Consider the following 26663-nt stretch of genomic DNA (forward strand, 5'->3'; position numbering starts at 1 on the left):
GGCAAGATAATGGTTTCGGACGGGATCCGCGAGGGCGCGACGTCTCACATTACGGAAACAATAGGATCGCAGCCGGGCTCACGGCCCTACGGCAGCTTGTCATAGCCCTCGCCGAGCCCGTTCAGGCTGAGCGGGAAGCCAATGCCTTCCTCGGGCGTCTCAAAGATGATGAAGGTGGCGGTCTTGGCGGTGCGGAGCTGGCCGAGCAGCTTGTCGTCCATGACGACCTCGGCAACGCAGCCATTGGGCAGGCAGCGGACGAAGCCGGCGCGGCCGACGTCCTGGTTGTCGAGCTTCAGGCCGAGGCCGGAGGGCAACAGGACGCCGAGCGGGGCGACCACGCGCATCAGGCGGCTCTTCTGGTCGGCGGTCTTGAGCACGATCACGGTCAGGCCGGCATTGGAGCGGTCTTCGGCCACCACGCTCTGGATCAGGGCGCATTGCTCGGCCTGGGCGCCCGGAGGGGTGTCGCAGCGAATCTGCCAGTCGCCATGGACGGAGCGCACCGCGCCCTGCGCATGGGCGAGGCCCGGAAGCGCCATGACGACGACCGCCGCCAGCAGAGCGGCCAGCTTCGCGAGGCTGCCAGCCTGCCTTTTAGCCCGCCTTGCCATGCCTCTCGAAAACCCCATCGGGTCGGTCCCTCTGCTCGCCTGGGTCGCTCGCGCCTGGCGGACTGATACGGGAATGACGGCGTCTTGAAGGCGATTCGCAAGCAAATTCCGCGCCGCCTTGCACCGCCATCGCCCGCACGAATCAGGTTCCTGCGCGGCTGTTCGCCAGTGCCTACCGCGGGCAATTCCGCTGTCAAGCGGCAGCGTCCCGGGAAACGGTATTTTTGTTTGATGTTACTAGGAAATATCTTGCGGGTGATGGCTGACAGACGATGCTCAAGACTGCATTGCGATAGATCAAGAATTATGGTTTGAGAAGCTTGATTTCGGCGTTTGAGCGATCTGGCCCCAATTCCTCTTAGAGGTATTCTTGCGTGGCAGTTTGTCAGAGGTTCGGATCGAATAAGCGTTTCCCGGAAATAGGGGAACGCACTTGGGGTGATTTCGTAAGGGGAGCGCGAACGGCATGAGGATGTCGATAGGCCGGGTAGGCCGGCATTTGCTGGGATTGGCCGTAGCGGGTCTGACATTGGCGACGGGCGGGGCGGCATTCGCCGAACTCGGGCAGCCGAAGCCGTGGGAATGGACGCTGCAGGAATCCGGTTCTCCGGTGATGGACAACATCGTCTGGTTCCACAATTTCCTGTTCGTGCTGATCACGCTGATCACGCTGTTCGTTCTGGCGCTGCTCGTCGTCGTGGTGGTCAAGTTCAACGCGAAGGCCAATCCGGTGCCGTCGCGGACCACGCACAACACGCTGATCGAGGTGGCCTGGACGCTGGTTCCGGTGCTCATCCTGGTTGGTATCTCGGTGCCGTCGTTCCGACTGCTGTTCCTCGAGCTCGACGTGCCGAAGGCGGATTTGACCATCAAGGCGACCGGCAAGCAGTGGTACTGGTCCTATGCCTATCCCGATAACGGCAAGTTCGAGTTCGACTCGCTGATGGCCCAGGACAAGCAGCCCCGCCTGCTCGGCGTCGACAACGAGATGGTGGTGCCCGTCAACAAGGTGATTCGTGTCCAGGTCACCGGCGCCGACGTCATTCACGCCTTTGCGCTGCCGGCTTTCGGCGTCAAGATCGATGCCATCCCGGGGCGGCTGAACGAGACCTGGTTCAAGGCCACCAAGACCGGCATGTTCTACGGTCAGTGCTCGGAGCTGTGCGGCAAGGACCACGCCTTCATGCCGATCGCCATCCGTGTGGTGAACGACCAGGAGTTCGCCTCCTGGGTCGAAACGGCGAAGAAGAAATACGCGAGCGGCGGCACCAGCACCTATGCTTCCGCGGCCGGCCCGACGCAGTAAGCGCCGGGTGAAGGCTCGAGGGGACTGAAAGCGACAAAAAGGGCGGGACCGCATAAGGTCCGAACGGGACGCAAGGCAGGATTTGAAAATGGCAACGAGCGCAGCGGCACACGGCGATCACGCGCAAGACCACGGACATGACGAGCATGCCCATCCGACCGGATGGCGCCGTTACGTCTATTCGACCAACCACAAGGACATCGGCACGATGTACCTGATCTTCGCGGTCATCGCCGGCGTCATCGGCGCCGCGATGTCGATCGCGATCCGTGCCGAGCTGATGTATCCGGGCGTGCAGATCTTCCACGAGACGCACACCTATAACGTGTTCGTGACCTCGCACGGCCTGATCATGATCTTCTTCATGGTCATGCCCGCGATGATCGGCGGCTTCGGCAACTGGTTCGTGCCGCTGATGATCGGCGCGCCCGACATGGCGTTCCCGCGCATGAACAACATCTCGTTCTGGCTGCTGCCGGCGTCCTTCGCCCTGCTGCTGATGTCGACCTTCGTGGAGGGCGAGCCCGGTGCCAACGGCGTCGGTGCCGGCTGGACCATGTACGTGCCGCTGTCGAGCTCGGGCCATCCGGGCCCGGCCGTCGACTTCGCGATCCTGTCGCTGCATCTGGCGGGCGCCTCGTCGATCCTCGGCGCCATCAACTTCATCACCACCATCTTCAACATGCGCGCGCCGGGCATGACCCTGCACAAGATGCCGCTGTTCGTATGGTCGATCCTGGTGACGGTGTTCCTGCTGCTGTTGTCGCTGCCGGTGCTCGCCGGTGCGATCACCATGCTGCTGACCGACCGCAATTTCGGCACGACGTTCTTCGCGCCCGACGGCGGCGGCGACCCCGTGCTGTTCCAGCATCTGTTCTGGTTCTTCGGTCACCCCGAGGTGTACATCCTGATCCTGCCTGCCTTCGGCATGATCAGCCAGATCGTCTCGACCTTCTCGCGCAAGCCCGTGTTCGGCTATCTCGGCATGGCCTACGCGATGGTCGCGATCGGCGGCATCGGCTTCGTGGTGTGGGCGCACCACATGTACACGGTCGGCATGTCCTCGGCGACGCAGGCCTATTTCGTCGCGGCGACGATGGTCATCGCGGTTCCGACCGGCGTGAAGATCTTCTCGTGGATCGCCACGATGTGGGGCGGCTCGATCGAATTCCGCGCCCCGATGATCTGGGCGGTGGGCTTCATCTTCCTGTTCACGGTCGGCGGTGTCACCGGCGTCGTGCTGGCGAACGCCGGCGTCGATCGCGTGCTGCAGGAGACCTACTACGTCGTCGCCCACTTCCATTATGTGCTGTCGCTCGGCGCGGTGTTCGGGATCTTCGCCGGCTGGTACTACTGGTTCCCGAAGATGTCGGGCTACATGTACAATGAGACGCTGGCCAAGGCGCACTTCTGGGTCACCTTCATCGGTGTGAACCTGGTGTTCTTCCCCCAGCACTTCCTCGGCCTGTCGGGCATGCCGCGCCGCTATGTCGACTATCCCGACGCCTTCGCAGGCTGGAATCTGGTCTCGTCGGTCGGCTCCTACATCTCCGGCTTCGGCGTCCTGATCTTCCTCTACACCGTGATCGACGCCTTCGCGAAGAAGGTGCCGGCCGGCGACAATCCGTGGGGCGCCGGTGCGACCACGCTGGAGTGGACGCTGCCTTCGCCACCGCCCTTCCACCAGTTCGAAGTGCTGCCCCGCGTCCAGTAATCGATCTCCCGCGGCGCCCATGACGGCGCCGCGGCTCGATCAAGAAACGAGTCAAATTAGTGTCCGTCCTCGACCAGAATGCCATCGACATCAATCCCCGCATCTCCGAGGCGGAGGTCGGCGACTATGTCGCACTGTTGAAGCCACGGGTGATGTCGCTGGTGATCTTCACCGCGCTGGTCGGGCTGGGGATGGCGCCCGGGCATTTCCACTGGGTGCTGGCGATCACCTCGCTGCTCTGCATCGCCGTCGGCGCCGGCGCCTCCGGCGCGCTCAACATGGCGCTGGAAGGCGACATCGACGCCAAGATGTCGCGCACGGCGAACCGGCCGATCCCGCGCGGCCGCATCACCCGTCCCGAGGCGATGGCGTTCGGGCTGACGCTTTCCTTCTTCTCGGTGATGACGCTCGGCATCCTCGTCAACTGGATCGCGGGCGCGCTGCTGGCCTTCACCATCTTCTTCTACGTCGTGATCTACACGATGGGCCTGAAGCGCTGGACCGCGCAGAATATCGTGATCGGCGGCGCCGCCGGCGCCCTGCCGCCGGTGGTGGCCTGGGCCGCGGTGACAGGCACGGTCGACGTCGAGCCGCTGCTGCTGTTCGCCATCATTTTCTTCTGGACCCCGCCGCACTTCTGGGCGCTGGCGCTGTTCCGCTCCGACGATTACGCGCGCGCCGGCATTCCGATGCTGCCCAACGTCGCCGGTCCCGACGCGACCCGCCTCCAGATCCTGCTCTACACGATCGTCCTGATCGCGGTCGCCGCGGCGCCTTGGGCGCTCGGCTATTTCGACGCCGTCTACGGCATCGTCTCGCTGATCCTTGGCGCCGGCATGCTGGTGCTCGCCATCAACGTCTATATCCGCCGCGAGCGCAGCCAGTCGCTGCGCGCGACGCGAAAACTGTTCGCTTTCTCGATCCTTTATCTTTTCGCACTGTTCGCGACCCTGCTGGCCGAGGTCGTGGTCCGCGCGCTTGCTCCGATGGTTGGGGGCGCATGATCGCGCAGATGGCTGACAAACCCGAGCCAGATGGAATCGTCCTCACCGAGGCGCAGCGGAAGAGCCGTCGTCAGCGCTCGATCGCGATCGCGCTCGCGCTGGGCGTGCTCGTTGTGCTGTTCTTCGCCGTCACCATCGTCAAAGGGCCGGCAGTTCTCGTCCGGCCGATGTAGGAAAGATGGATCACGAGCCCACCATATCGCGGGATCAGAGCCGGGCGGCCAGCAAGGGGCGTGGTCCTTTCAAAGGCGTTGGCCGTGACGTCCTGGTTGCTTCGATCTGCGGCGGCGTGGTCGCGCTGATGGTCGGCGCCTCCTACGCGGCGGTGCCGTTCTACAACTGGTTCTGCCGCGCCACCGGCTTCAACGGCACCACCCAGGTCGCCATTTCGGCGCCGGCCACCGGGCCGATCGCGCGGAAGATCGCTGTGCGCTTCGACTCCAACGTCGCGCCCGGCCTGCCCTGGAAGTTCGTGCCGGAGCAGAGCGAGATCGAGGTCAATATCGGCCAGGTCGTCACCGTCTTCTACACCGTGACCAACCAGGCCGCGCGCACCACCGCCGGCCAGGCCGCCTACAACGTCGCGCCGCTGACGGTCGGATCCTACTTCCAGAAGATCAACTGCTTCTGCTTCACCGAGCAGACCATGGCGCCGGGCGAGACGCGCGAGATGCCGGTCGTGTTCTATGTCGATCCGTCGATCGCCGAGGATCACGAGAACGACGGGCTCAACACGATCACGCTGTCCTACACGTTCTATGCGGTGAAGGATCCGGTGGTGAAGCCGCTGGCGGCCAGCGAAGATGACAAACGCAAGGGGAATCTCTGATCGCCGGGCCCACGCTCAGGGGGTTGGAAACAAGGGGATAAGTGCCTGACAGGCACGGGATTGAGGAGAGAGACGGCAATGGCTGCGCAAACCAAGCATCACGACTATCACCTGGTCGATCCCTCTCCCTGGCCGGCCGTAGGCTCGCTCTCGGCCTTCATCATGGCGGTCGGTGCGATCTCCTGGATGCATCACATGTTCTCGGCTGCTCCGATCGTGTTCGGCGTCGGCACGGTGGGCGTGCTCTACACCATGGCGAGCTGGTGGGGCGATGTGATCAAGGAAGCCCAGTACAAGGGTGACCACACCCGCGTCGTGCAGCTCCATCACCGCTACGGCATGATCCTGTTCATCGCCTCCGAGGTGATGTTCTTCGTCGCCTGGTTCTGGGCCTATTTCAACGCGGCGCTGTTCCCGGCCGACGCTGTCCACGCCACGCGCGATGCCGTGTTCGGGTGCGGTCTCGGCACCGCTGCCGGCGCCTGCGCGGTGCCCGGCACATGGCCGCCGCACGGCATCGAGACCTTCGATCCCTGGCACCTGCCGCTCCTGAACACGCTGATCCTGCTCACCTCAGGCACCACGGTGACCTGGGCGCACCACGCGCTGCTCGAGGACGATCGACAGGGCCTCAAATACGGCCTGATCCTCACGGTGGTGCTTGGAGCGCTGTTCACCTGCGTGCAGGCCTATGAGTATAGCCACGCGGCGTTCTCCTTCGCCGGCAACGTCTATGGCGCGACCTTCTTCATGGCGACCGGCTTCCACGGTTTCCACGTGCTGGTCGGCACCATCTTCCTGCTGGTCTGCCTGTTCCGGGCCTATGCCGGCCACTTCACGTCGAAGCAGCATCTCGGTTTCGAGTTCGCCGCCTGGTACTGGCACTTCGTCGACGTGGTCTGGCTGTTCCTGTTCCTCTGCATCTATGTGTGGGGACACGGTGCCGAGACCATGGCTCACGGCGCGCACTGAGCCGTGATGGATCCATCAGAAAGGGCGGCCGCAGGGCCGCCCTTTCGCTTTTCAGCTGCCGGGCTGTCTCGGCGGAAACTGTGATAGAGTCCGCCATCATGAACGACACCGCCGGCCCGTCCGAACCCGTAACCACCGTCCTGCAAAGCGCCATGCGGGGGCTGGGCTGCAAATGCCCGCGCTGCGGCCAGGGTAAGCTCTATGCGGGCTTCCTGACGCTTGCGCCATCTTGCGACCGTTGCGGCCTCGACTACGCCTTCATTGATACCGGCGACGGTCCGGCGATTTTCATCATCATGCTGGCTGGCGCGATCGTGGTCGGCTGCGCGCTCGTGGTCGAGGTCAAGTATCAGCCGCCGTACTGGCTGCATGCGGTGCTATGGCTGCCGTTGATCCTCGCCACCACACTGCTGCCGCTGCGTGCCATGAAGTCGCTGTTGATCTCCCTGCAATTCCACCACAAAGCGGCGCCGGGCCGGCTGGTCGACCGCGCGAAATGAACGAGACTGCGCGCAAGCCTCGCGTGGCCGGCTTCGCGCTGTTCACGCTGTTCCTGACCGCGTCCTTCGTCGCACTCGGCGTCTGGCAGTTGCAGCGGCGGACCGCCAAGCACGAGCTGGTCGCCGCGCTCACCGAGCGGCTTGCCGAAGCGCCGGTCCCGCTGCCGCCGCCGGCGCAATGGGCCGCGCTCAATCCCGCGAACGACGAATTCCGCCGCGTCAGCTTCACCGCGACCTACGCGGCTTCGCCCGATGCGATGGTTTATTCGTCCGGCTCGGCTGTGCGCAGGGACGCCTCAGGGCCCGGCACCTGGGCCTTTCTGCCCGCGCGGCTCCCGACCGGCGAGACGGTCGTGATCGATGCTGGCTTCGTCGAGAACACGATGCAGGATCGCAGCGTCGAGGATCGCGCGGTGAAGAAGCTCGTGACCGGGCAAGCTGTCGCGCTCACCGGCTATCTGCGCTTTCCCGAACCGCCGGGTTGGATGACGCCGGCGGAGAACCGCGACAAGCGGCTCTGGTTCGTGCGCAATCATCTCGCCATTGCCGGCGCGCTCGGCTGGGGCGCGGTTGCGCCGTTCTACATCGACCTGGAGCAGCCCGCTCCCGAGAACAACATCCCGCGTCCGGGCCCGCTCGACGTGCATCTGAAGGACGACCATCTGCAATACGCCATCACATGGTTCGCACTCGCAGGCGCGGTGCTGATTGCATTCGGCGTCTGGGTGAGGGGACGCCGCGCGGCCTGAACTTTCCGTAGGTTCCCGGAAGGAACCCGGTATCGCCCGGGGTTTATTATTCAGCACACATTCACGAGTGTGATCCTAAGCCGCATGCAAATTTTCGCGGCAGACAGGACTTTGGCGTGAGCGATTTCGATCAGATGGGAATTATCGTCGACTGGGTGGATGCGTGCCGTAAGGGCGACCTCGCCATGCTGCTCGACCTCTATACGGACGACGCTCAGGTCGAATGCAGCTGCAACGGCACGCGACGTTATCGCGGACGGCGCGAACTCGAAACCTATTGGGGCCCGCGGCTCAGCGCCTATTCCTCGGCGGGTTTCGGCCTGGAAGAGATCAATCCCGTGCCATTTGGCATCGATCTCGAATATTCCGTCGCCGGCTCGCTGCGCATCCACGCCTCGTTTCGCTTCAGTCCCGAAGGCAAAATCCACAGCACGCTGTGCGGACCGGCACTGCAGGAGCCGCACGCCGGTTGCGCCTGCTAGCCTCAGGTCTGCGCATCGCGCCTCGTTTCGACCGGCAAGCGACATCGCACATAGGTTCGCTCGTCCGCGCGAAGCAGTGACAGCGATCCGCTGAGCGCGCGCACGCGCTCGTGCATCCCGGTCAGGCCTCGGCCGAAGATGTTGTCGGCGGGAAAGCCGCCGCCATCATCAGCGATCTCGATGGTGAGCGCGCTGTCGGCAATGGTTGCCTGCACATGGGCATGGCTTGCTCCGGCGTGGCGCAACACATTGGTCAATGCCTCCTGGATCACGCGATAGACGGTCTGCGCCAGCGGTCCGTCGATCTCGTTGAGATCAGGGTCGAGCGTTGCGGTCAGGGCGATATGCGGCGCTTGCCTGCGAAAGTTCTGGAGTAGCGTCTGCACGCTGCTCTCCAGCCCCAGTTCCTCGATGTAGAGCGGCCGGAGCCGGTCGAGAATGCGGCGGTTGGTCTGCTGGAGCGCCTCGACCGATCGCATCACCTCCTGCGTGGCATTGCCGAGATTTCCCGACGGTGGCGCGGTCTCGATCAACGCGGTCGCGCCGGCGCGAATGCTGAACAGCAGTGGCCCGAGCTCGTCGTGCAGTTCGCGGGCGAGGTCGCGCCGCTCGTCGTCCTGGAGCGACACCAGGCGGTGCAGCAGGTCGCGATTATCCCGGCTCAATCGTGCGAGCGTCGTTGCCAGTGCATTGGCCTCCTCGCAGCTCTGCCGGATCTCGGGCGGCCCTGCCACCGGGATCGGCGTCACATAATCGCCGCGCCGGATGCGGGTGAGGCCCGCGCCGAGATTCTGCAGGGGGCGCAGCGCCGATCCCGCGAAGAGATAGGCGATCGTTCCGGTCAGCACCATCAGCACGGCGATGAGGCTCGTCAGCGCCAGAAAGCCGATCCATTTCTCGAACAGGTCGGCCGACAAGTCGGGCAGGAAGACGAGATCGCCGACGCGCCTGCCGTCGATGATGATCGGAGATGCCGCATCCATGTCCGGGATGGCGATCAGGTCGACGAACCATTGGGGCACGCTATGCAGCCCACGCAGGCTGTCCTTCGGAACTGGCGCAGGACCTGCTTCCACTGAACGGAATTGAATATCGGAGGATGTGCCCAAGGAATGGACAAAAGCGTCCAGAGTCTTCTGGGGATCGTTCGAGGCGCTCAGGGTGTTGTTGAGCGCTCCGGCGACCGTCCGGGTCGAGCGTAGCCCCGGCTCGTTCTCGTCCGCCAGCTGGCCGGTCGCGAAGGTCTGGAGCAGCACGCCGCCCATGGCCAGCGCGGCGAGGAAGCTCAGGCCGAGCGGAAGAAACAGTTGCGTCCGGAAGGAGAGTCGTTGCCACATTAGGTCAATTCTAACGCGCATCGGCGGGATTTTCTCTTTCCATTTGTTCCCGCCGGTCTATGAGTCGAAAAACAAGAGAGCGCGCGATGCAAGATACTGCCAAGCCGGCGACCAAGGTTCTGATCGTCGACGACCATCCTGTGGTGCTGTCCGGTTGCCGGACGCTTTTCGCGTCGGACCACTCGATCCGGATCGACGAGGCGATCGATGCCAAATCCGGGCACCGCGCTTATATCAGCAAGCGGCCTGACGTCACCGTCATCGACATCAGCCTGCCCGACGTCTCCGGCTTCGAGCTGATGCGGCGGATCCGCAAGGACGATCCCGAGGCCAAGATCATCATGTTCAGCATGAACGATGATCCGGCTTTCGTCGTGCGGGCGGTCGAGCTGGGGGCGCAGGGCTACGTCTCCAAGGGCGACGATCCCCGGATTCTGCTCAAGGCGGTGCGCAAGGTGATCGCGGGCGACAACTTCATCTCGCCGCAGCTCGCGGAGGCCGTGACCTTCTCCGGCGCCGCGATCAAGGCCAATCCGGCCTCGCAGATGACGCCGCGGGAGCTTGAAATTCTCCGCCTGCTCGGACGCGGCGACAAGATCGTCGAAGTCGCCGAGGCGCTCGGCATCTCCTACAAGACGGTCGCCAACACCACGTCCCTGCTCAAGCAGAAGCTCGGCGCCAAGAACCATTCCGACCTGATCCGGATCGCAGTGGAAATCGGGATGAACTGAGTTCGCAGGACCGCCCGGTCGCCGAACCGGCTGCTCCAGGATGCATCCGGTTCGGCGGGGCGGATCGGCATCGGCGCCAGCCGGGCAATGCATGGACACCGCCGACACCATCCTCGGGCACAATGGGCGGAGGTGATATTCGTTCCGGAACTAGTGCTAGATTCGGGAAAAAGAAGCAGTATCGCGCTCAAGAACCGCCGCAACGCGCAATGGCGGACGATAGCGCGTCGGGAAAAGTAGGAACATTTTCTTTGCGCCCGTCGTTTTCGCTCTTGACGATGTCGTGACAGGCGACGAAAGCTGGCGCGAACTGTTTTCGCGGGCTGTGACCCGCACAAGGCAAACTGGTCTGCACAAATCAATGACAGACCTTCCAAGAGAGGGGCTGCGGCATCACCGCAGCCCTTTTTCGTTGGAGGCAAGTGCAGACGGGAAGCGGTTTCCCGATGCCGCAAAACACTTTATGGTGGCCCAAAGCCTCTGGCTGTTAACAAGTAATTTCGTAAAATCAAAGGCTTACGGATAAGCTCAGGCTTGGCCGGCCTTTGGAGGGCAGTTTGACTCGTTATATCTCGACCCGGGGCGAGGCCCCCGAACTCGGCTTCTGCGACGTGATGCTGACCGGGCTTGCCCGCGACGGCGGCCTGTATGTGCCGGCCACTTGGCCGCAGCTCTCGGCCGACACCATCGCCGGCTTCTTCGGTCGCCCCTATTGGGAGGTCGCGGTCGATGTGATCCGCCCCTTCGCCGGCGGCGAGATTTCGGATGCGGAGCTCGGTCGCATGGCCAACGAGGCCTATGCCACCTTCCGTCACCCGGCGGTGGTGCCGCTGCGCCAGATGTCGCCGCACCAGTTCGTGCTGGAGCTGTTTCACGGTCCGACGCTCGCCTTCAAGGACGTGGCGATGCAGCTGATTTCGCGGCTGATGGACCACGTGCTCGCCAAGCGCAGCCAGCGCACCACCATCGTGGTCGCGACTTCCGGTGACACCGGCGGCGCCGCTGTCGAGGCGTTTGCGGGCCTCGAGAATGTCGATCTCGTCGTGCTGTTTCCGCACGGCCGCATCTCCGAGGTGCAGCGCCGGATGATGACCTCGGCGGGTGCGGCCAACGTCCATGCGCTCGCCATCGAAGGCAATTTCGACGACTGCCAGGCGCTCGTGAAGGCGATGTTCAACAACCATCGTTTCCGCGATGCGACCTCGCTGTCCGGCGTCAATTCCATCAACTGGGCACGCATCGTCGCGCAGGTCGTCTACTACTTCACCTCGGCCGTTGCCGTCGGTGCGCCGGCGCGCGCGGTGGATTTCGTCGTGCCGACCGGCAATTTCGGCGACATCTTTGCAGGCTATGTCGCCAAGCGCATGGGTCTTCCGATCCGCACCCTGCGCATCGCCGCCAACGTCAACGACATCCTGGCGCGTACGCTCAAGACCGGGATCTACGAGGTGCGCGAGGTGCACGCGACCGCGTCGCCGTCGATGGACATCCAGATCTCCTCGAATTTCGAGCGGCTGATGTTCGAAGCCGGCCGGCGCGACGCCGCCGGCGTGCGCCGCTTGATGGAGTCGCTGAAGCAGTCCGGACGGTTCGTGCTGCCCGACGCGACGCTGGCCGCGATCCGCGAGGAGTTCGACGCAGGTCGCGCCGACGAGACCGAGACCGCGGCTGCGATCCGCGCCGCCTGGCGCGAGGCGGGTGAGCTGGTCGATCCCCACACCGCGGTCGCGCTCGCGGTCGCCGACCGCGACACCACCGATACGACGGTCCCCAGCATCGTGCTCTCGACGGCCCATCCGGCCAAATTCCCCGATGCGGTCGAAGCGGCCTGCGGCCAGCGGCCGCAACTGCCGGCCTGGCTCGACGGTCTCATGACCAAATCCGAACACATGAAGGTGATGAAGAACGAGCAGGGCGAGGTCGAGCGGTTCGTGCTGTCGGTCAGCCGCGCCGCGAAACAGGGAGTTGCCGGATGAGCGTCGAGATTTCCAAGCTTGCGTCCGGCCTGACCGTCGTCACCGACAGAATGCCCCATCTCGAGACCGCGGCGCTCGGCGTCTGGGCCGGCGTCGGCGGACGCGACGAGAAGCCGAACGAGCACGGCATCTCGCATCTGCTCGAGCACATGGCGTTCAAGGGCACGACCAAGCGCACCTCGCGCGAGATCGTCGAGGAGATCGAAGCGGTCGGCGGCGACCTCAATGCCGGCACCTCGACCGAGACCACGTCCTATTATGCGCGGGTGTTGAAGGCCGACGTGCCGCTTGCACTCGACGTGCTCGCCGACATCCTGGCCAATCCGGCCTTCGAGCCGGACGAGCTGGAGCGCGAGAAGAACGTCATCGTGCAGGAGATCGGCGCCGCGCAGGACACGCCCGACGACGTCGTTTTCGAGCACCTCAACGAGCTCTGCTATCCCGACCAGCCGATGGGCCGCTCGCTGCTCGGCACCGCCAAGACCTTGCGCGCCTTTGACCGCGACATGCTGCGCGGCTACCTCTCGACGCATTACCGCGGACCCGACATGGTGGTGGCCGCAGCCGGCGCCGTCGATCACAGGCAGGTGGTCGCCGAGGTCGAGAAGCGCTTTGCGAGCTTCGAGGGCACGGCGGGGCCAAAGCCGCAATCTGCCATGTTCGGCAAGGGCGGCGCCAAGGTGGTGCATCGCGAGCTCGAGCAGGCGCATCTGACGCTGGCGCTGGAAGGCGTGCCGCAAAGCGATCTGTCGCTGTTCTCGCTCCAGGTCTTCACCAACATCCTCGGCGGCGGGATGTCGTCGCGGCTGTTCCAGGAGGTCCGCGAGAAGCGCGGCCTCTGCTACTCGATCTACAGTTTCCACGCGCCCTATAGCGACACCGGCTTCTTCGGCCTCTACACCGGCACCGATCCCGCCGATGCGCCGGAGATGATGGAGGTCGTGGTCGACATCATGAACGATTCGGTGGAGACGCTGACCGAGGCCGAGATCGCGCGGGCCAAGGCGCAGATGAAGGCGGGCCTCCTGATGGCGCTGGAAAGCTGCTCGTCCCGCGCCGAACAGCTCGCCCGCCACGTGCTGGCCTACGGCCGGCCGCAGACGGTGGAGGAGCTGGTGGGCCGGATCGACGCCGTCAGCGTCGAATCGACCCGGGACGCCGCGCGTGCACTGCTTTCGCGGAGCCGCCCTGCGGTTGTCGCATTAGGCAGTGGCAGGGGTCTGGACACGGCGGTGTCTTTTGCGGAAGGATTGACCCGGGCACGTGCCAAGGCGCGGCTGCATTAGGAGCCGCGCAGACGGGCTGATCTGCCCCGGGAAGCATCACCATGGCCCTGTTTCGCCTGCCATCCAGTGGACCCGCCGCCCTCGCGCCGCGCGGCAACGGACTTCTGCTGCGCGCGCCGCAGATGTCGGACTTTCTGCAATGGGCGCATTTGCGCGAGTCCAGCCGCGAATACCTGACCCCCTGGGAGCCGATCTGGCCGTCGGACGACCTCACCCGGTCCGGCTTCCGCCGCCGTCTGCGCCGCTATTCCGAGGACATCGCTGCAGACCGCTCCTATCCCTTCCTGATCTTCCGCGAACTCGACGGCGCCATGGTCGGCGGCATCACCCTGGCCAATGTCCGGCGCGGCATCGTCCAGGCCGGCACCATCGGCTACTGGGTCGGCAAGCCCAATGCCCATCGCGGCTACATGACGGCGGCGCTCCGGGTGCTGCTGCCGACGCTGTTCGGCGAGCTCAATCTGCACCGGGTCGAGGCGGCCTGCATCCCCACCAATGCGCCGTCGATCCGGGTGCTGGAGAAGTGCGGTTTCACCCGCGAGGGGCTGGCGCGCCGCTATCTTTGCATCAACGGGGTCTGGCAGGACCATCTGTTGTTCGGCCTGCTGCACGAGGATTTTCGCGGCTGAGCCCGCTTATCCATGCGGCCAAAGTGTCTTCGGCGCCTTATTTTCCTTGCCTTGGGTTCGCCGATTTTGGCGATATAAACCGCTGGCCGGCCGGCGATGGGCCGGAAGATTGTCATGGAGTACGGGCGTTGATGGTGAAGCAGCTTCGATCATTGCGGCATGTGCTGCGGCAGGGCCCGGTGATCGCACTGGCGTTCTCGGTGTCGCTTGCGGCCGTCTCGCCGGCCTCGGCGCAGTCGCTGACCGACCGCTTCAAGGGCCTGTTTGGCGGCAAGTCCGACGAGCCGGCCCAGCCCAAGCCGGCACCTGCGCCTGGCCAGCCGGCCGATGACGACGTCGATTGCCCGCCGGTCACGGTGCGCGCCGGCGCCTCCACCTATGCGGTCGGAGTCACTGGCAAGCCGGCCGTCGGCAACGAGATCCGCTTCCAGGCCACCATCACCAAGATGGCGCGTGAATGCTTCCGCAACGGCGGCGATGTCACGGCCCGGATCGGCATCCAGGGCCGCGTCATCGCCGGTCCCGCCGGTGCACCAGCTACGGTCGATGTGCCCTTGCGCATCGCCGTGGTGCAGGGCGGCGTCGGCGAGAAGGTGATCGCCTCGAAGGCCTATCGGACCACGGTCGGGATGGCGGAAGGCGGCAGCGTGCCCTTCACCTTCGTCGCCGAGGATCTGGCCTATCCGGTGCCGTCGGCCGCGGTCGCCGATACCTACATTTTCTATGTCGGCTTCGACCCGCAGGCGCTCGCGCCCGAGCCGAAGGCGCGGGGGAAAAAGAAGTAGCGGCTATATCTCTGGCAGCGTAGGCCCCCTCGGGGGCTGCTAGGACCAAGGGTTTCCGCCCATGTGGAAGACCTTTGCGAGGTCATAGCAAGCTCCGCAAAGTACCTTTGGATCGAGATGTTCCAGTGCATCGCCGATCCACTCACCGCCGGTCGCGGCAACCCGGTTATTGCACTCACTGCACCATGCGTCGGATCTTGGATTTTCTGGATCGGACGCCCAGAAGAAGCCAACGCGTTCACGCCTCGTGAGGCCGTGGACAACGTGCTGGCACACGAATGTCATCGGCTGGGGACCGTGCGTGCTGCATTGGACAGTTTTCATACGATCTCAAAAGATCATGGCCCTTATGACTTGATTAGACAGCCAAACGGTCGGTCCGTCCACGATCGCTTGGACAAACAAAAAAGCCGGCGCTCATCGCGCCGGCTTTTTGATTGGTGAGGCGAAACCCCTCAGTTCAGCTTCTGCCGAACCTCGGTGATGCCTTTGGCGAGCAGATCGTCGGCGACCTGACCCTTGACCGATTGCGACAGGATCGTGGAAGCGGCCTGGATGGCGGCCTCCGCGGCTGCGGCACGGACATCGGCCAGCGCCTGGGCCTCGGCAAGCGCGATCTTGCCCTCCGCGTTCTTGGTGCGGCGGGCGACGAAGTCTTCCATCTTCGCCTTGGCCTCGGTCGCGATGCGCTCGGCTTCGGACCTGGCGTTGGCAATGATGTCGGCAGCTTCACGTTCGGCCGACGCGGTGCGAGCCTTGTAGTCGGCGAGCACCTTGGCAGCTTCCTGCTTGAGGCGCGTCGCGTCGTCCAGTTCGGCTTTGATGCGGTCGGCGCGATGGTCGAGCGCAGTCATCGCTTTCTTGAAGACCCCGAGATAGCCAAACAGGACCATCAGGATCACGAAGGCGATGGCGACCCAGGTTTCAGGATCGAAGAACATATCGACTAACCCTTCAAGGACGCATCAACGGCGGCATTGACCGACGCTGCATCCGGAACGACGCCCGTAAGTTGCTGCACGATCTGGCCTGCCGAATCGGCCGCGATGGCGCGGACGTTGCTCATGGCGCTGGCGCGAGTCGAGGCGATGGTCTTTTCCGCCCCGGCGAGCTTGGCCGCCAGCTGTTCTTCGAGCGTCTTGCGCTCGGCGTCTGCCTGCGCATTCGCCTTGTCGCGGGATTCATTGCCGATCGCCTGCGCACGCGCGCGCGCCGCAGCGAGCTCGCTTTCATAGGCCTTCAGCGCCGCCTCGGACTGATCCTTCAGCTTCTGCGCTTCGGCGAGGTCGCCCTCGATCTTGTTCTGACGCGCCTCGATCGCACCGCCGACCTTGGGCAGAGCGAGCTTGGACACGACCACGTAAAGCACGACGAAGAAGATCGCGAGCGACACCAGCTGCGAAGCATAGGTGCTGCTCTCGAACGGCGGGAAGCCGCCACCGTGGTGACCACCGTCAGCCTCGGTATGGGCGCCCGCCGCCGGACCTTTCGCCCCGCCATGACTCTCAGCCATGGAGTACTCCTGTTGCTGTCAGGCGCGCCGCTTCGGTCGAAGCGGCGCGAAGAACGTCGTCCTCAGAGCGGAACGAACAGCAGCAGCAGCGCGATCAGCAGCGAGAAAATGCCGAGCGCTTCGGTCACGGCGAAGCCGAAGATCAGGTTGCCGAACTGGCCCTGAGCGGCCGACGGGTTGCGAACGGCCGCGGCGAGGTAGTTGCCGAAGATCACGCCGACGCCGACGCCCGCGCCGCCCATGCCGATGCATGCGATGCCCGCGCCGATAAGTTTTGCTGCTGCCGGATCCATTTTAGACTCCTTGGAAGAAAGATTGGGTTTTGGGTGGAAATTCCCCGGACCGCTCAGTGTCCCGGATGAATGGCGTCGTTGAGGTAGATACAGGTCAGGATCGCAAACACATAGGCTTGCAGGAACGCGACCAGAATCTCGAGGGCGTACAGCGCGACCGTGAGCGCGAGCGGCAGGACGCCGCCGACCCAGCCGAGGGCGCCGAGCGAGAAGCCGAGCATGGCGACGAAGCCCGCGAACACCTTCAGCGCGATGTGGCCGGCCAGCATGTTGGCGAACAGACGGACGCTGTGGGAGACCGGCCGCAGGAAGAACGACAGGATCTCGATGAACATCACCAGCGGCAGGATGTAGCCGGGAACTCCGTGAGGTACGAAGATCGAGAAGAATTTCACGCCGTTCTTGGCAACGCCGTAGATCAGGACCGTGAAGAAGACCAGGAGCGCCAGGGCCGCCGTCACGATCAGATGGCTCGAGATCGTGAAGGTGTAGGGAATGATGCCGATCAGGTTCGAGACGCAGATGAACATGAACAGCGAGAAGATCAGCGGGAAGAACTTCATGCCTTCCGAGCCGGCGGTCGAGCGGATGGTCGAGGCCACGAACTCGTAGGAGATTTCGGCGACCGACTGGAGGCGCCCGGGAACCAGCTGTGAGCCGCTCGCCAGCATCAGGAGCGAGATGATCGCCACGGCGATCAGCATGTAGAGCGATGAATTGGTAAAGGCGATCGTTTGATTGCCGATATGGCCCAGCGTGAAGAGCGGCTCGATGTTGAACTGGTGGATCGGGTCGATTTTCATCAGCGCGGCATCTCTTGTCTGCCGGGCAATGCCGGCGGGTCTCGGTCTGCCGGCCGGGCCGGCCCGTACCAGCGAGGCCGGTACGATCATTCCTCTCCTGTGCGGATCGCTTAAGAACCACCGCGCCTGTTTTGACCCGCGCCCGCCGTTCTCACCACATTCACCACGCCGGCCACGAAGCCCAGCAGCAGGAACACGATAAACCCGAAAGGCGACGTCGACAGCAAGCGGTCGAAACCCCAGCCAATCCCCGCTCCGACAACGACCCCGGCGACCAACTCGGAGGATAACCGAAAACCAAGCGCCATCGCCGAGGCTCTGGCCGCCCTGTCTCCACCGTCACCTGCGGGTTGCTCGGTCTTGACGTGGCGGTCGCGAAGTTCGGACAACCGCTGATCAAGATTCCCGAGCCGTTCGGAAAGCGCAGCTTCCTCGGATGATCTATCGCGATCTCCATTCCCGCCGTGTCCCGTGCCCTGTGTCATGCAACGAAGACCCGAAACGCCGCGGCTGAATGGAAATTACGCCCGCCACCCTCAAAAGCCGCGCGGACCATACTGATGGCCCATAATCAAGTCAAGCCAAGTCACGATTGCGTCGCCTTCTACTATGTAGCTGATTTTCTTGACGATATTGGCGTGTGCGACAGCGCTGCACACAGCGTGACGCCGCACCGCAGCAGCTCTGCTCATGATCGGCGAAGGCGGCCGCGATTTTGCCGCGCTGCCTGGATCAAACCGGCTGCCGCGATCTTTGATTTCATAGGCGCGTTTTTGGCGGCGGATGGCCGCGCCGGGGTGTAGAAGTGCGGGCGTGCCACCTGCGCGTCGTGGCGGAGAGCGCGATGAGACTTGCGACATCATCCACAGCATCATGGCTTGCGGCAGCCGCGCTTGCCGCGTTGATGGCAACCAGCGGCGATCTCGCGGCCGCGCAACCGGCCCCCGATAGCGAAAACGGCCGCTACAGCATGACGCCCATCCCCGAAGGCGTGCTGCGGCTCGACACCCGCACCGGAACGGTGTCGACCTGCACCAGGAATGGCGCCGGTTGGGCCTGTTATGCCGTGCCCGACGAACGTACCGCGCTCGATGCCGAGATCGGCCGGCTTCAGGCCGAGGTCGAGAAGCTGAAAGCGCAGCTCGCGGCGGGACCGACCGTGTCGGGCAAGATCGACGAGTCCATGCCGAAATCCGACCCGCTGAAGAAGGCGGAGCCGAAGGTCGCCGAGGGCGATCGCAAGATCGAGATTCCGCTGCCAAGCGAGCAGGACGTCGATCGCGTGATGTCGTTCCTGGAAAAGGCCTGGCGCCGGCTGATCGACATGGCCAACCGCGTGCAGAAGGACGTGTCGGGAAAGATTTGAGAGCTTGAATGAAACCCGAGAAACACCTGACGCGCTCGGCGCCGTCGACCGTGCAGGTCACGTCCATCAGTACCGCTCTGTTGACAGTGCCGACGCCCGGGCGCGGTTTCACCGATCTCACCGCTGAAGCTACGACGTTCATCAAGGACGTTCACGCGCGCGACGGTGCGCTGACGCTGTTCATCCGTCACACCTCGGCTTCGCTGACGATCCAGGAGAACGCCGATCCGTCCGTGCTCGCCGATCTCACCACGGCGCTGTCGCGGCTCGCGCCCGAGAATGCCGGCTGGACGCACGACACCGAAGGACCGGACGACATGCCGGCCCACGTCAAGACCATGTTGACGGGGACCTCGCTTCAGATCCCGGTGCTGAATGGCAATCTCGTACTCGGGACATGGCAGGCGATCTATTTGATCGAGCACCGCATGCGGCCGCACCGGCGAGAGGTGGTGCTGCAGTTCATCGGCAGCAATCAGTAATGTTTCTCTGATAGTGCCCAAAACAAAACCGGCCGCGGAGACCGCGGCCGGTTGGGTTGTCGATCGTTGCTGTCGATCAGGTCGCCTTGATGTCGACGTCCTTGGTTTCGGGCAGCAGGAAGAAGCCGATCACGACCGTGATGGACGCGAAGATGACCGGATACCAGAGACCCGCGTAGATATCGCCGGTCGAGGCCACGATGGCGAAGGCGGTCGCGGGCAAGAGGCCTCCGAACCAGCCGTTGCCGATGTGGTAGGGCAGCGACATCGAGGTGTAGCGGATGCGGGTCGGGAACAATTCGACCAGCATCGCGGCGATCGGGCCGTACACCATGGTGACGAAGAGCACCAGGATGAACAGCAGCCCGATGGTCGCGGCCACCTGCGGGCGGAAGATGTCGAACGGATGCGACATCTTCACGATGCCGGCGTCGCCGGTCTTCGGATAGCCGGCGGCCTGCACGGCGGCCAGCACTGCCGGGTTGCCGTCCTTGGCGTTGGCGTAGGCGACGTCCTTGCCGTTGACCATGACCTTGACGCCCGAGCCCGCTGCGCCTGACGAGGTCGTGTACTTGACCGATGACTGGGCGAGGTAGGCACGCGCGGTGTCGCAAGGCGCGGTGAAGACGCGGGTGCCGACCGGGTTGAACAGGTCGCCGCAACCTGCGGGATCCGCCACCACCTCGACCTTGACCGACTCGATCGCCTTTTCCAGCGCCGGGTTGGCGTTGGTGGTGATCATCTTGAAGATCGGGAAGAAGGTCAGCGCCGCAATCAGGCAACCGCCAAGGATGATCGGCTTGCGGCCGATCTTGTCGGAGAGCATGCCGAACACGATGAAGAAGCCGGTGCCGAGCAGCAGCGACCAGGCGATCAGGAGGTTGGCGGTATAGCCGTCGACCTTCAGGATCGATTGCAGGAAGAACAGCGCGTAGAACTGGCCGGTGTACCAGACCACGCCCTGGCCCATCACGCCGCCGAGCAGCGCGAGCAGCACGAGCTTGCCGTTCTGCCAGTTGCCGAAGGCTTCCGTCAGCGGGGCCTTCGAGCTCTTCCCCTCGTCCTTCATCTTCTGGAAGATCGGCGATTCATTCAGCCGCAGCCGGATCCAGACCGAGACGCCGAGCAGCAGCACCGAGACCAGGAACGGAATGCGCCAGCCCCAGGCCGCGAACTCGGTTTCGCCGAGCGCGCTGCGGGTGAACAGGATCACCAGCAGCGACAGGAACAGGCCGAGCGTGGCGGTCGTCTGAATGAAGGAGGTGTAATAGCCGCGCTTGCCGTTCGGCGCGTGCTCCGCGACGTAAGTCGCCGCACCGCCGTATTCACCGCCGAGCGCCAGGCCCTGGGCGAGGCGCAGCGCGATCAGGATGATCGGAGCCGCGATGCCGATCGTTGCCGCGTTGGGCAGCAGGCCGACGATGAAGGTCGACAGACCCATGATCAGGATGGTGACGAGGAAGGTGTATTTGCGGCCGACTATGTCGCCGACACGGCCGAACACGATCGCGCCGAACGGGCGCACCAGGAAGCCCGCAGCAAAGGCCAGCAGCGCGAAGATGTCGCGGGTTGCCGGCGGATAGGCCGAAAAGAACTGCGCGCCGATGATGCCGGCCAGCGAACCGTAGAGATAGAAGTCGTACCACTCGAAGACGGTACCGAGCGAGGAGGCGAGAATGACGAACCGTTCGTCCTTCGTCATCCCTCCCGCGCGTGTTTCAGCCACAGCAATTGTCGACATGTTGAGTCGCTCCCCGAAAGATCATTTCCTCGCGCCCCAGATGTCCGGGCATGCCGGATCAACCTGGGTCTTGACCGCAAAGTAACATCGGCGTGAAACCCGCCCCAATACGACTTTCGGCCTTGCGCACTGACGCGCACCTGACGTGCGGTATCGGGCGCTGGTGCTGATCCCGAAGGCTGGGGATTAACCCCTTTGCTGCAAAGGGATAATGTGTGCTTGCATGCCACGGCCGGTCAGGGAAGAATTGACCCGCCGCGGCAACGACTCGCCGTCCGGTCGCGAACCACAGCAAGAGAACGATGAACGCTCCTTCGACCCATCTCGTCATTGCCGATGATCATCCCCTGTTCCGTGACGCATTGCGGCAGGCGGTGGCGGGCGTCCTGCCCTCGGCCAGGATCGACGAGGCCGGATCGTTCGAGGATCTGACCAGGCTGCTGGAACAGACATCCGACGTCGATCTGATCCTGCTCGACCTCTCGATGCCCGGTATCTCCGGCTTTTCCGGCCTGATCTATCTGCGCGCGCAATATCCCGCGATCCCGGTGGTGATCGTCTCGGCCTCCGACGACGGCGCCACGATCCGCCGTTCGCTCGACTTCGGCGCCTCCGGTTTCATCCCGAAGCGATACGGCGTCGAGACGTTGCGCGACGCCATTCTCAAGGTCATGGAGGGTGACGTCTGGGTTCCCGCCGACATCGACCTGACCGCGGCCGCCGACCCGGATATGACACGCCTGCGCGACCGCCTGGTCACGCTGACGCCGCAGCAGGTTCGGGTCCTGATGATGCTGTCGGAAGGACTGCTCAACAAGCAGATCGCCTATGAGCTCGGCGTCTCCGAGGCCACCATCAAGGCGCATGTCTCGGCGATCCTGCAAAAGCTCGGCGTCGAGAGCCGGACGCAGGCCGTGATTGCCGCGGCGAAGATCGCGGGCGGCCAGTGGAGGCAGGGCACCCCGACGGGGTGAGCCTGCTACAGCGTCGTCAGGAGCGCATCGGCGTCCCTGATATCTTCCGTCTCGGAGCCCGCAGCGAAACCGTCGCGCGTCGATTGGAGCAATAGCCTTGCCTCCTGGTGGCGACGCCGGACGACGAGAAGCTGCGCCAGATCGATGGCCGCCCGCAATTCCCACGCTTTCGCCCCCTTCGTGCGGCTGAGTTCAACTGCCTGCATCAGGCAGGCCTCGGCCTCCTCGATCCGCGGCAGCGGCTGGTGCGACAGGACCCTGCCCTTCATGCGCAGCAGTTCCGGCATGTAGAGGTGATCGCCGCTTTGCTCGACGAGGCGGATGGCATCGTCGATCAGGCCTGCGCCCTGCTCGATCTGGCCGATTGCCAACAGGCCTTGGACCAGCGCGATGTTGAACGTCGTGGTAAGCAGCTCGTAGCCCGCATCATGGAGCTCGCGCAGGCAGGCCCTGATCGTCTCGACGCCATCGGTGGCATTTCCCCGTTGGATCGCGATCTCGCCTTTGACGCCGCGACCGACCGCGAGATAGGGGCCCATCGAACGCGAATTGGCATGCGCGATGAAACGGTCGATGTTCGTTTCGGCGCCGTCGAGGTCGCCGCTCCAGAGATCGATCGAAACCGCCCAGATCAGCGCGATGCAGAGTGTGATCGGATGATCCATCTGCGCGGCTTCGTCGATGGTCTGACGCGCCAGCCGCCGTGCATCCGCGGGCCGGCCCTGTAGCCAGAGTTCGCGCGCGAGCGAGATGCCGGCGCGGTTGCGATGATCGAAGCCATGGACCGTGCTGATCCGTTCCGTGCCCGGCCCCCGCCAGGCGGTCTCCAGCATGGCCATCGCTTCGCGATGCTCGCCGGCCAGATGCAGCGACACGCCCAGCAGCGAATGAGCGAGGGCGATCGAGGCGGCATCGCCGAGCGTTTGGGCGACCACGAGACTCCGCTGGGCGTAACCGAGCGCGGCGTCGAACTGTCCCGTCCGCTCGTGAAAGATATGCATGCGGCCGAGCAACTGGAGCTGGTTCGGCGTATCGCCGCGCGCCTCGGCGATCGCAAGCGCCCTGCGCAACGCAGCACGCGCCGCCTCGCTGCCGCCGCGGGTGAACATCAAGGTCAGCCCGAGCGCAGCCTGGATGTGCATCTCCTCGGCGCTGCCGCGCGAGGACGGATCGATCGCAAGCAAGGCACGATCCGACCAGCGCCGGCATTCGATCAGCAGTGACATCGCAAGGAAGATCGGGGCCGCGGCAGCGGCAAGCGCGATGCCGACGCCGATGTCGCCGTTTGCGCCAAAGCACCAGTCGAGCGCCGCGCGCACATTGTGAAGCGCGGAGAAGTGGACCGCGCGCTCGTCGGCGCTCGGCAGCGTCGCCCATGTCGTGCCGGCCTGTTCCAGCCAATGCCGGTAATAGGTCGCGTGGCGGGCGGCGAGTGCGGCGTCGAAAGGATCAATCTCGAGCAGATAGGCGCGCGTCGTGTCGAGCAGGCGGTAGCGCATCATGGCGCCGATCGGGCGCGGCGCAACCATCGACTTGGCGACGAGACCGTCGATGGCGTCGAACAGGCGGGAGCGGTCGACGCGGTCGTCAGGCACCACCTCGAGCGCGGCATCGATGGTGAAATGACCGGCGAAAACCGCGAGCCGGCGCAGCACGAGCCGCTCGGTGTCGGACAGGAGGCTATAGCTCCAGTCCAGCGTCGCGTGCAGCGTCTTCTGCCGCGGCGGCGCGGTGCGTTGGCCCTGCCAAACCAGATTGAGGCGTTCGTCGAGCAGCGCCGCCGTCTGCTCCAGGCCGTAGGCTTCGACCCGGCCGGCGGCGAGCTCGATTGCCAGCGCCATGCCGTCGAGCTTGCGGCAGATGTTCGCGATGATCGCAGCATTTGCATCGTCGAGTACGATCTGCGCGCCGCCGGCCGTTGCACGTTCGAGGAACAATTGCAGGGCTGGATAGGTCTGTGCCGACGCGGCTGTCATCCCGGTATCACCGGGCGGAACGGCAAGTGGCGCCAGCCGATACACCTGTTCGCCCTCGACGCGCAGAGCCTCGCGGCTCGTGGCGAGGATGTGGATGTGCGGTGCACCGTGAAAGATCTCGGCCGCCAGCGGTGCGGCGGCGCCGATGACGTGCTCGCAATTGTCCAGGATCAGCAGCATCCGTTTGTCCCGGAGATGCGCAAGCAATGCGGGGAGGGGATCGTCGGTCTGCGCCGGCAGTCCCAGCATCAGCAGGATCGAGGTGATCACGAGATCGGGATCGCTGAGCGCGGCCAGATCAACGAAATGCGCGGCGTTGCAGAATGTTTCGAGCAGGTCGTGAGCGATCGCCACCGCGACGGCGGTCTTGCCGACGCCGCCGGGGCCTGCGATCGTGACGAAGCGGGAGGCGATGAGCTTGTCCGAGATGGCGGCGATTGCTTCCTCGCGCCCGACCATCCGAAGCAGGCGGTTGGGAAGTTTTACCGGTGGCAAATCCCGGTATGGCGTCGCGCGCGGCTCTCCGGGACTCTCCGTTTTCACGATCGGTGCGACGAAGCAATAGCCTCGGCCCGAGAGCGTGGTGATGTAGCGGGCGCCGTCCTTGCCGTCGCCGAGCGCCTTGCGCAGCGCGGCGACGTGGAAGCGCAAATTGGCTTCATCAACGGTGATGCCGGGCCACACCAGCGCCATCAGATCCCATTTGCTGACGACCGCGTTTGGCCGCGACATCAGCGCGATCAGCGTGTCGAAGGCTTTTGCGCCGAGCGGAAGCGCCACGCCGTCGCGCGTAACGAGCCGCTCATGCGGCATTACGGTGAACGGCCCGAACGATAAAGTTCCCGTCGCGATACTGGCCGGCTCGGTCATGGTGAAATCTGATCCCTTCGAACCGACCGGATAGCCAGATGGCGACGATCGGGCAAGTCCGCCCTATCGGCATCTGACCGCGCATGCAGGCCTCGTGAGGCAAGCGCGTGGCGACCTCACAATTTCTCACAAGTCCAAACGGGTATGCTCGGACAACCGCTGCTAGTCATTGCTTTGACGGCTAGGAGACGTTCATGACCCAAGCGGCGAAAACACTTTACACGGCCAGGACCCACACCAGCGGCGGACGACACGACGGCATATCGCGCAGCTCCGATGGCCGCCTCGACGTCAAGCTGTCGCCGCCGGGGGGCGCAGGCATCGGCACCAATCCCGAGCAATTGTTCGCGGCCGGCTGGTCGGCCTGCTTCGAAGGCGCGATGGAGATTGCCGCGCGCAAGCGGAAAATCGTGCTTCCGAGAAAAAGCGCGATCGATGCGGAAATCGATCTTCTCCTCGATGAGGGCAGCTTCGCTCTCCGGGCGCGCCTCAATGTCAGCCTGCCGGGGCTAGATCCCGAGGTCGCGCGCGGCATCATCGATGATGCCCACCGGACCTGTCCTTACTCCATCGCCGTGCGCGGCAATATCGACGTCACGGTCGCACTGATCTGACGCGCCACCAACGACCAACTACCAACGAGGTACACCAGCATGAAGCAGATCATCGACCAGCATCGCCGCAAATTCTTCGGCGTCGCCGCGGGAACCGTCGCTGTCGGTCTCGGCATCGTCGACTTCGCCCGCGCCGAGACGGAAGCGCCAAGGTCGTCGGTATCGAATGCGTCGTTCGGCACGATCAAGCAGATCGACGCCGGTGTTCTCAACGTCGGCTATGCCGAGGCCGGCCCGTCAAACGGTCCCGTCGCGATCCTGCTGCATGGCTGGCCCTACGACATTCACGCCTTTGTCGATGTCGCGCCGATCCTCGCCAAGGCCGGCTATCGCGTGATCATTCCTTATCTGCGCGGTTACGGCTCGACGCTTTTCCTCTCCGGCGAGACGCTACGCAATGGCGAGCCCGCGGCCATGGCGGCGGACATCATCGCGCTGATGGACAAGCTCGACATCAAGAAGGCGGTCGTCGCCGGCTTCGACTGGGGCGCGCGCACCGCCGACATCATCGCGGCGCTATGGCCGGAGCGCTGCCGTGCGCTGGTCTCGGTCAGCGGCTATTTGATCTCCAGCCAGGCCGCGGGCAATGCGCCGCTGCCGCCATCGGCTGAGCTGCAATGGTGGTACCAGTTCTACTTCGCGACCGAGCGCGGCCGTGCCGGATACGAGAAATACACACATGATTTCGCAAAGCTGATCTGGAAACTGGCTTCGCCGCAGTGGAAGTTCGACGACGCGACCTTCGGCCGCAGCGCAGCCGCACTCGATAACAAGGACCATGTCGCGATCACGATCCACAATTACCGCTGGCGGCTCGGGCTCGCCAAGGGTGAAGCGAAATACGAAGAGCTTGAAAAGAAGCTTGCGGCAGCTCCAGTCATCAACGTCCCGACGATCACGATGGAAGGCGACGCCAACGGTGCGCCGCACCCCGACCCCAGCGCCTATGCCAAGAAGTTTTCTGGGCGGTACGAATTCCGGCTGATCACCGGCGGCGTCGGCCACAATTTGCCGCAGGAGGCACCGCAGGCCTTTGCCAAGGCTGTCATCGACGCCGACGGCGCTTGAGTAATCGTCAGCCCCTCGGTCCGGCCGCGCTGGACCGAGGACATTCGTT

General features: G+C 64.3%; 29 protein-coding genes. 20 read left to right on the plus strand and 9 right to left on the minus strand.

The annotated features are described in order from the left end of the window. Window positions 1–86: 86 nt before the first annotated feature. Window positions 87–632, minus strand: coding sequence for an invasion associated locus B family protein (locus FNV92_RS03775; protein WP_143842139.1), 546 nt, complete (start codon window positions 630–632; stop codon window positions 87–89). Window positions 633–1080: 448 nt separating this feature from the next. Here FNV92_RS03775 and coxB point away from each other — a divergent pair, with 448 nt between their 5' ends. From coxB to FNV92_RS03820, 9 genes are all read left to right on the plus strand, one after another. Next, window positions 1081–1920 carry a cytochrome c oxidase subunit II gene (gene coxB / locus FNV92_RS03780; RefSeq protein WP_143842137.1) on the plus strand — a complete coding sequence of 280 codons (840 nt, stop codon included), beginning with the start codon at window positions 1081–1083 and terminating at the stop codon, window positions 1918–1920. 88 nt (window positions 1921–2008) lie between these two features. Further along, on the plus strand, window positions 2009–3634 hold the full coding sequence (gene ctaD, locus FNV92_RS03785; RefSeq protein ID WP_014439419.1) for a cytochrome c oxidase subunit I: 1626 nt from the start codon (window positions 2009–2011) through the stop codon (window positions 3632–3634). Window positions 3635–3693: 59 nt separating this feature from the next. Continuing rightward, complete coding sequence (locus tag FNV92_RS03790; RefSeq protein ID WP_143842135.1) at window positions 3694–4638, plus strand: heme o synthase; 945 nt, start codon at window positions 3694–3696, stop codon at window positions 4636–4638. Continuing rightward, window positions 4635–4811 carry a hypothetical protein gene (locus FNV92_RS03795; RefSeq protein ID WP_014439421.1) on the plus strand — a complete coding sequence of 59 codons (177 nt, stop codon included), beginning with the start codon at window positions 4635–4637 and terminating at the stop codon, window positions 4809–4811. The genes FNV92_RS03790 and FNV92_RS03795 overlap by 4 nt, the downstream gene beginning before the upstream one ends. 5 nt (window positions 4812–4816) lie before the next feature. After that, the gene (locus tag FNV92_RS03800; RefSeq protein WP_143842133.1) at window positions 4817–5467 is read left to right on the plus strand and encodes a cytochrome c oxidase assembly protein; all 651 of its coding nucleotides are present in this window, start codon (window positions 4817–4819) and stop codon (window positions 5465–5467) included. A gap of 78 nt (window positions 5468–5545) precedes the next feature. After that, window positions 5546–6439 (plus strand): cytochrome c oxidase subunit 3, encoded by an 894-nt coding sequence (locus FNV92_RS03805; protein WP_014439423.1) that lies wholly within the window; start codon window positions 5546–5548, stop codon window positions 6437–6439. 98 nt (window positions 6440–6537) lie between these two features. Continuing rightward, window positions 6538–6939, plus strand: coding sequence for a DUF983 domain-containing protein (locus tag FNV92_RS03810; RefSeq protein ID WP_143842131.1), 402 nt, complete (start codon window positions 6538–6540; stop codon window positions 6937–6939). Further along, on the plus strand, window positions 6936–7688 hold the full coding sequence (locus FNV92_RS03815) for an SURF1 family protein (protein WP_143842130.1): 753 nt from the start codon (window positions 6936–6938) through the stop codon (window positions 7686–7688). Before FNV92_RS03810 ends, FNV92_RS03815 begins: the two co-directional genes overlap by 4 nt. 116 nt (window positions 7689–7804) lie before the next feature. Then, complete coding sequence (locus tag FNV92_RS03820; RefSeq protein ID WP_143842128.1) at window positions 7805–8170, plus strand: nuclear transport factor 2-like protein; 366 nt, start codon at window positions 7805–7807, stop codon at window positions 8168–8170. A gap of 2 nt (window positions 8171–8172) precedes the next feature. Here the strand turns inward: FNV92_RS03820 and FNV92_RS03825 are convergent, their stop codons facing one another. After that, complete coding sequence (locus FNV92_RS03825) at window positions 8173–9507, minus strand: histidine kinase (RefSeq protein WP_143842126.1); 1335 nt, start codon at window positions 9505–9507, stop codon at window positions 8173–8175. A gap of 86 nt (window positions 9508–9593) precedes the next feature. Between FNV92_RS03825 and FNV92_RS03830 the strand changes: the two genes are divergently transcribed. The 5 genes from FNV92_RS03830 to FNV92_RS03850 all read left to right on the plus strand — a co-directional run bounded on the left by FNV92_RS03830 (window position 9594) and on the right by FNV92_RS03850 (window position 14914). Then, the gene (locus tag FNV92_RS03830; protein WP_014439428.1) at window positions 9594–10238 is read left to right on the plus strand and encodes a response regulator transcription factor; all 645 of its coding nucleotides are present in this window, start codon (window positions 9594–9596) and stop codon (window positions 10236–10238) included. Between the two features lie 557 nt (window positions 10239–10795). Next, window positions 10796–12214, plus strand: a complete 1419-nt coding sequence (thrC, locus tag FNV92_RS03835) for a threonine synthase (protein ID WP_168213365.1) — start codon at window positions 10796–10798, stop codon at window positions 12212–12214. After that, the gene (locus tag FNV92_RS03840) at window positions 12211–13500 is read left to right on the plus strand and encodes a M16 family metallopeptidase (protein ID WP_143842122.1); all 1290 of its coding nucleotides are present in this window, start codon (window positions 12211–12213) and stop codon (window positions 13498–13500) included. Before thrC ends, FNV92_RS03840 begins: the two co-directional genes overlap by 4 nt. A 41-nt stretch (window positions 13501–13541) precedes the next feature. Then, window positions 13542–14129 (plus strand): GNAT family N-acetyltransferase, encoded by a 588-nt coding sequence (locus FNV92_RS03845; RefSeq protein WP_014439431.1) that lies wholly within the window; start codon window positions 13542–13544, stop codon window positions 14127–14129. A gap of 131 nt (window positions 14130–14260) precedes the next feature. Next, entirely contained in the window at window positions 14261–14914 is a 654-nt protein-coding gene (locus FNV92_RS03850) for a hypothetical protein (RefSeq protein ID WP_143842120.1), read from the plus strand. 455 nt (window positions 14915–15369) lie between these two features. Here the strand turns inward: FNV92_RS03850 and FNV92_RS03855 are convergent, their stop codons facing one another. From FNV92_RS03855 to FNV92_RS03875, 5 genes are all read right to left on the minus strand, one after another. Then, window positions 15370–15855, minus strand: coding sequence for a F0F1 ATP synthase subunit B family protein (locus FNV92_RS03855; RefSeq protein ID WP_143842118.1), 486 nt, complete (start codon window positions 15853–15855; stop codon window positions 15370–15372). 5 nt (window positions 15856–15860) lie between these two features. After that, complete coding sequence (locus FNV92_RS03860; RefSeq protein ID WP_014439434.1) at window positions 15861–16427, minus strand: F0F1 ATP synthase subunit B family protein; 567 nt, start codon at window positions 16425–16427, stop codon at window positions 15861–15863. 62 nt (window positions 16428–16489) lie between these two features. Then, entirely contained in the window at window positions 16490–16720 is a 231-nt protein-coding gene (locus FNV92_RS03865) for a F0F1 ATP synthase subunit C (protein ID WP_007599451.1), read from the minus strand. Between the two features lie 53 nt (window positions 16721–16773). Further along, the gene (locus tag FNV92_RS03870) at window positions 16774–17523 is read right to left on the minus strand and encodes a F0F1 ATP synthase subunit A (protein WP_041748016.1); all 750 of its coding nucleotides are present in this window, start codon (window positions 17521–17523) and stop codon (window positions 16774–16776) included. A 110-nt stretch (window positions 17524–17633) separates the two neighbouring features. After that, a complete protein-coding gene (locus FNV92_RS03875; RefSeq protein ID WP_014439436.1) occupies window positions 17634–18008 on the minus strand; it encodes an AtpZ/AtpI family protein in 375 nt (124 codons plus the stop codon). Between the two features lie 75 nt (window positions 18009–18083). On the opposite strand from FNV92_RS03875, the gene FNV92_RS03880 reads away from it, so the two are divergent. The 3 genes from FNV92_RS03880 to FNV92_RS03890 are packed head-to-tail and all read left to right on the plus strand — an operon-like array spanning window position 18084 to window position 19371. Beyond that, the gene (locus FNV92_RS03880) at window positions 18084–18326 is read left to right on the plus strand and encodes a hypothetical protein (protein WP_143842115.1); all 243 of its coding nucleotides are present in this window, start codon (window positions 18084–18086) and stop codon (window positions 18324–18326) included. Between the two features lie 41 nt (window positions 18327–18367). Continuing rightward, window positions 18368–18889, plus strand: coding sequence for a hypothetical protein (locus FNV92_RS03885; RefSeq protein ID WP_143842113.1), 522 nt, complete (start codon window positions 18368–18370; stop codon window positions 18887–18889). 8 nt (window positions 18890–18897) lie between these two features. Next, the gene (locus FNV92_RS03890) at window positions 18898–19371 is read left to right on the plus strand and encodes a secondary thiamine-phosphate synthase enzyme YjbQ (protein WP_014439438.1); all 474 of its coding nucleotides are present in this window, start codon (window positions 18898–18900) and stop codon (window positions 19369–19371) included. Window positions 19372–19447: 76 nt separating this feature from the next. Here the strand turns inward: FNV92_RS03890 and FNV92_RS03895 are convergent, their stop codons facing one another. Continuing rightward, the gene (locus FNV92_RS03895; protein WP_014439439.1) at window positions 19448–21073 is read right to left on the minus strand and encodes an MFS transporter; all 1626 of its coding nucleotides are present in this window, start codon (window positions 21071–21073) and stop codon (window positions 19448–19450) included. Between the two features lie 341 nt (window positions 21074–21414). Between FNV92_RS03895 and FNV92_RS03900 the strand changes: the two genes are divergently transcribed. Beyond that, window positions 21415–22086 carry a response regulator gene (locus FNV92_RS03900; RefSeq protein ID WP_143842109.1) on the plus strand — a complete coding sequence of 224 codons (672 nt, stop codon included), beginning with the start codon at window positions 21415–21417 and terminating at the stop codon, window positions 22084–22086. Window positions 22087–22091: 5 nt separating this feature from the next. Here the strand turns inward: FNV92_RS03900 and FNV92_RS03905 are convergent, their stop codons facing one another. Then, window positions 22092–24932, minus strand: a complete 2841-nt coding sequence (locus FNV92_RS03905; protein ID WP_143842107.1) for an ATP-binding protein — start codon at window positions 24930–24932, stop codon at window positions 22092–22094. A gap of 194 nt (window positions 24933–25126) precedes the next feature. On the opposite strand from FNV92_RS03905, the gene FNV92_RS03910 reads away from it, so the two are divergent. Both FNV92_RS03910 and FNV92_RS03915 read left to right on the plus strand, forming a co-directional pair. Further along, on the plus strand, window positions 25127–25546 hold the full coding sequence (locus FNV92_RS03910; RefSeq protein ID WP_014439442.1) for an organic hydroperoxide resistance protein: 420 nt from the start codon (window positions 25127–25129) through the stop codon (window positions 25544–25546). A gap of 39 nt (window positions 25547–25585) precedes the next feature. Continuing rightward, entirely contained in the window at window positions 25586–26614 is a 1029-nt protein-coding gene (locus FNV92_RS03915) for an alpha/beta fold hydrolase (protein ID WP_143842105.1), read from the plus strand. The last annotated feature ends 49 nt before the right edge of the window (window positions 26615–26663 follow it).

The sequence above is a fragment of the Bradyrhizobium cosmicum genome, from assembly GCF_007290395.2.
Classification (GTDB): domain Bacteria; phylum Pseudomonadota; class Alphaproteobacteria; order Rhizobiales; family Xanthobacteraceae; genus Bradyrhizobium; species Bradyrhizobium cosmicum.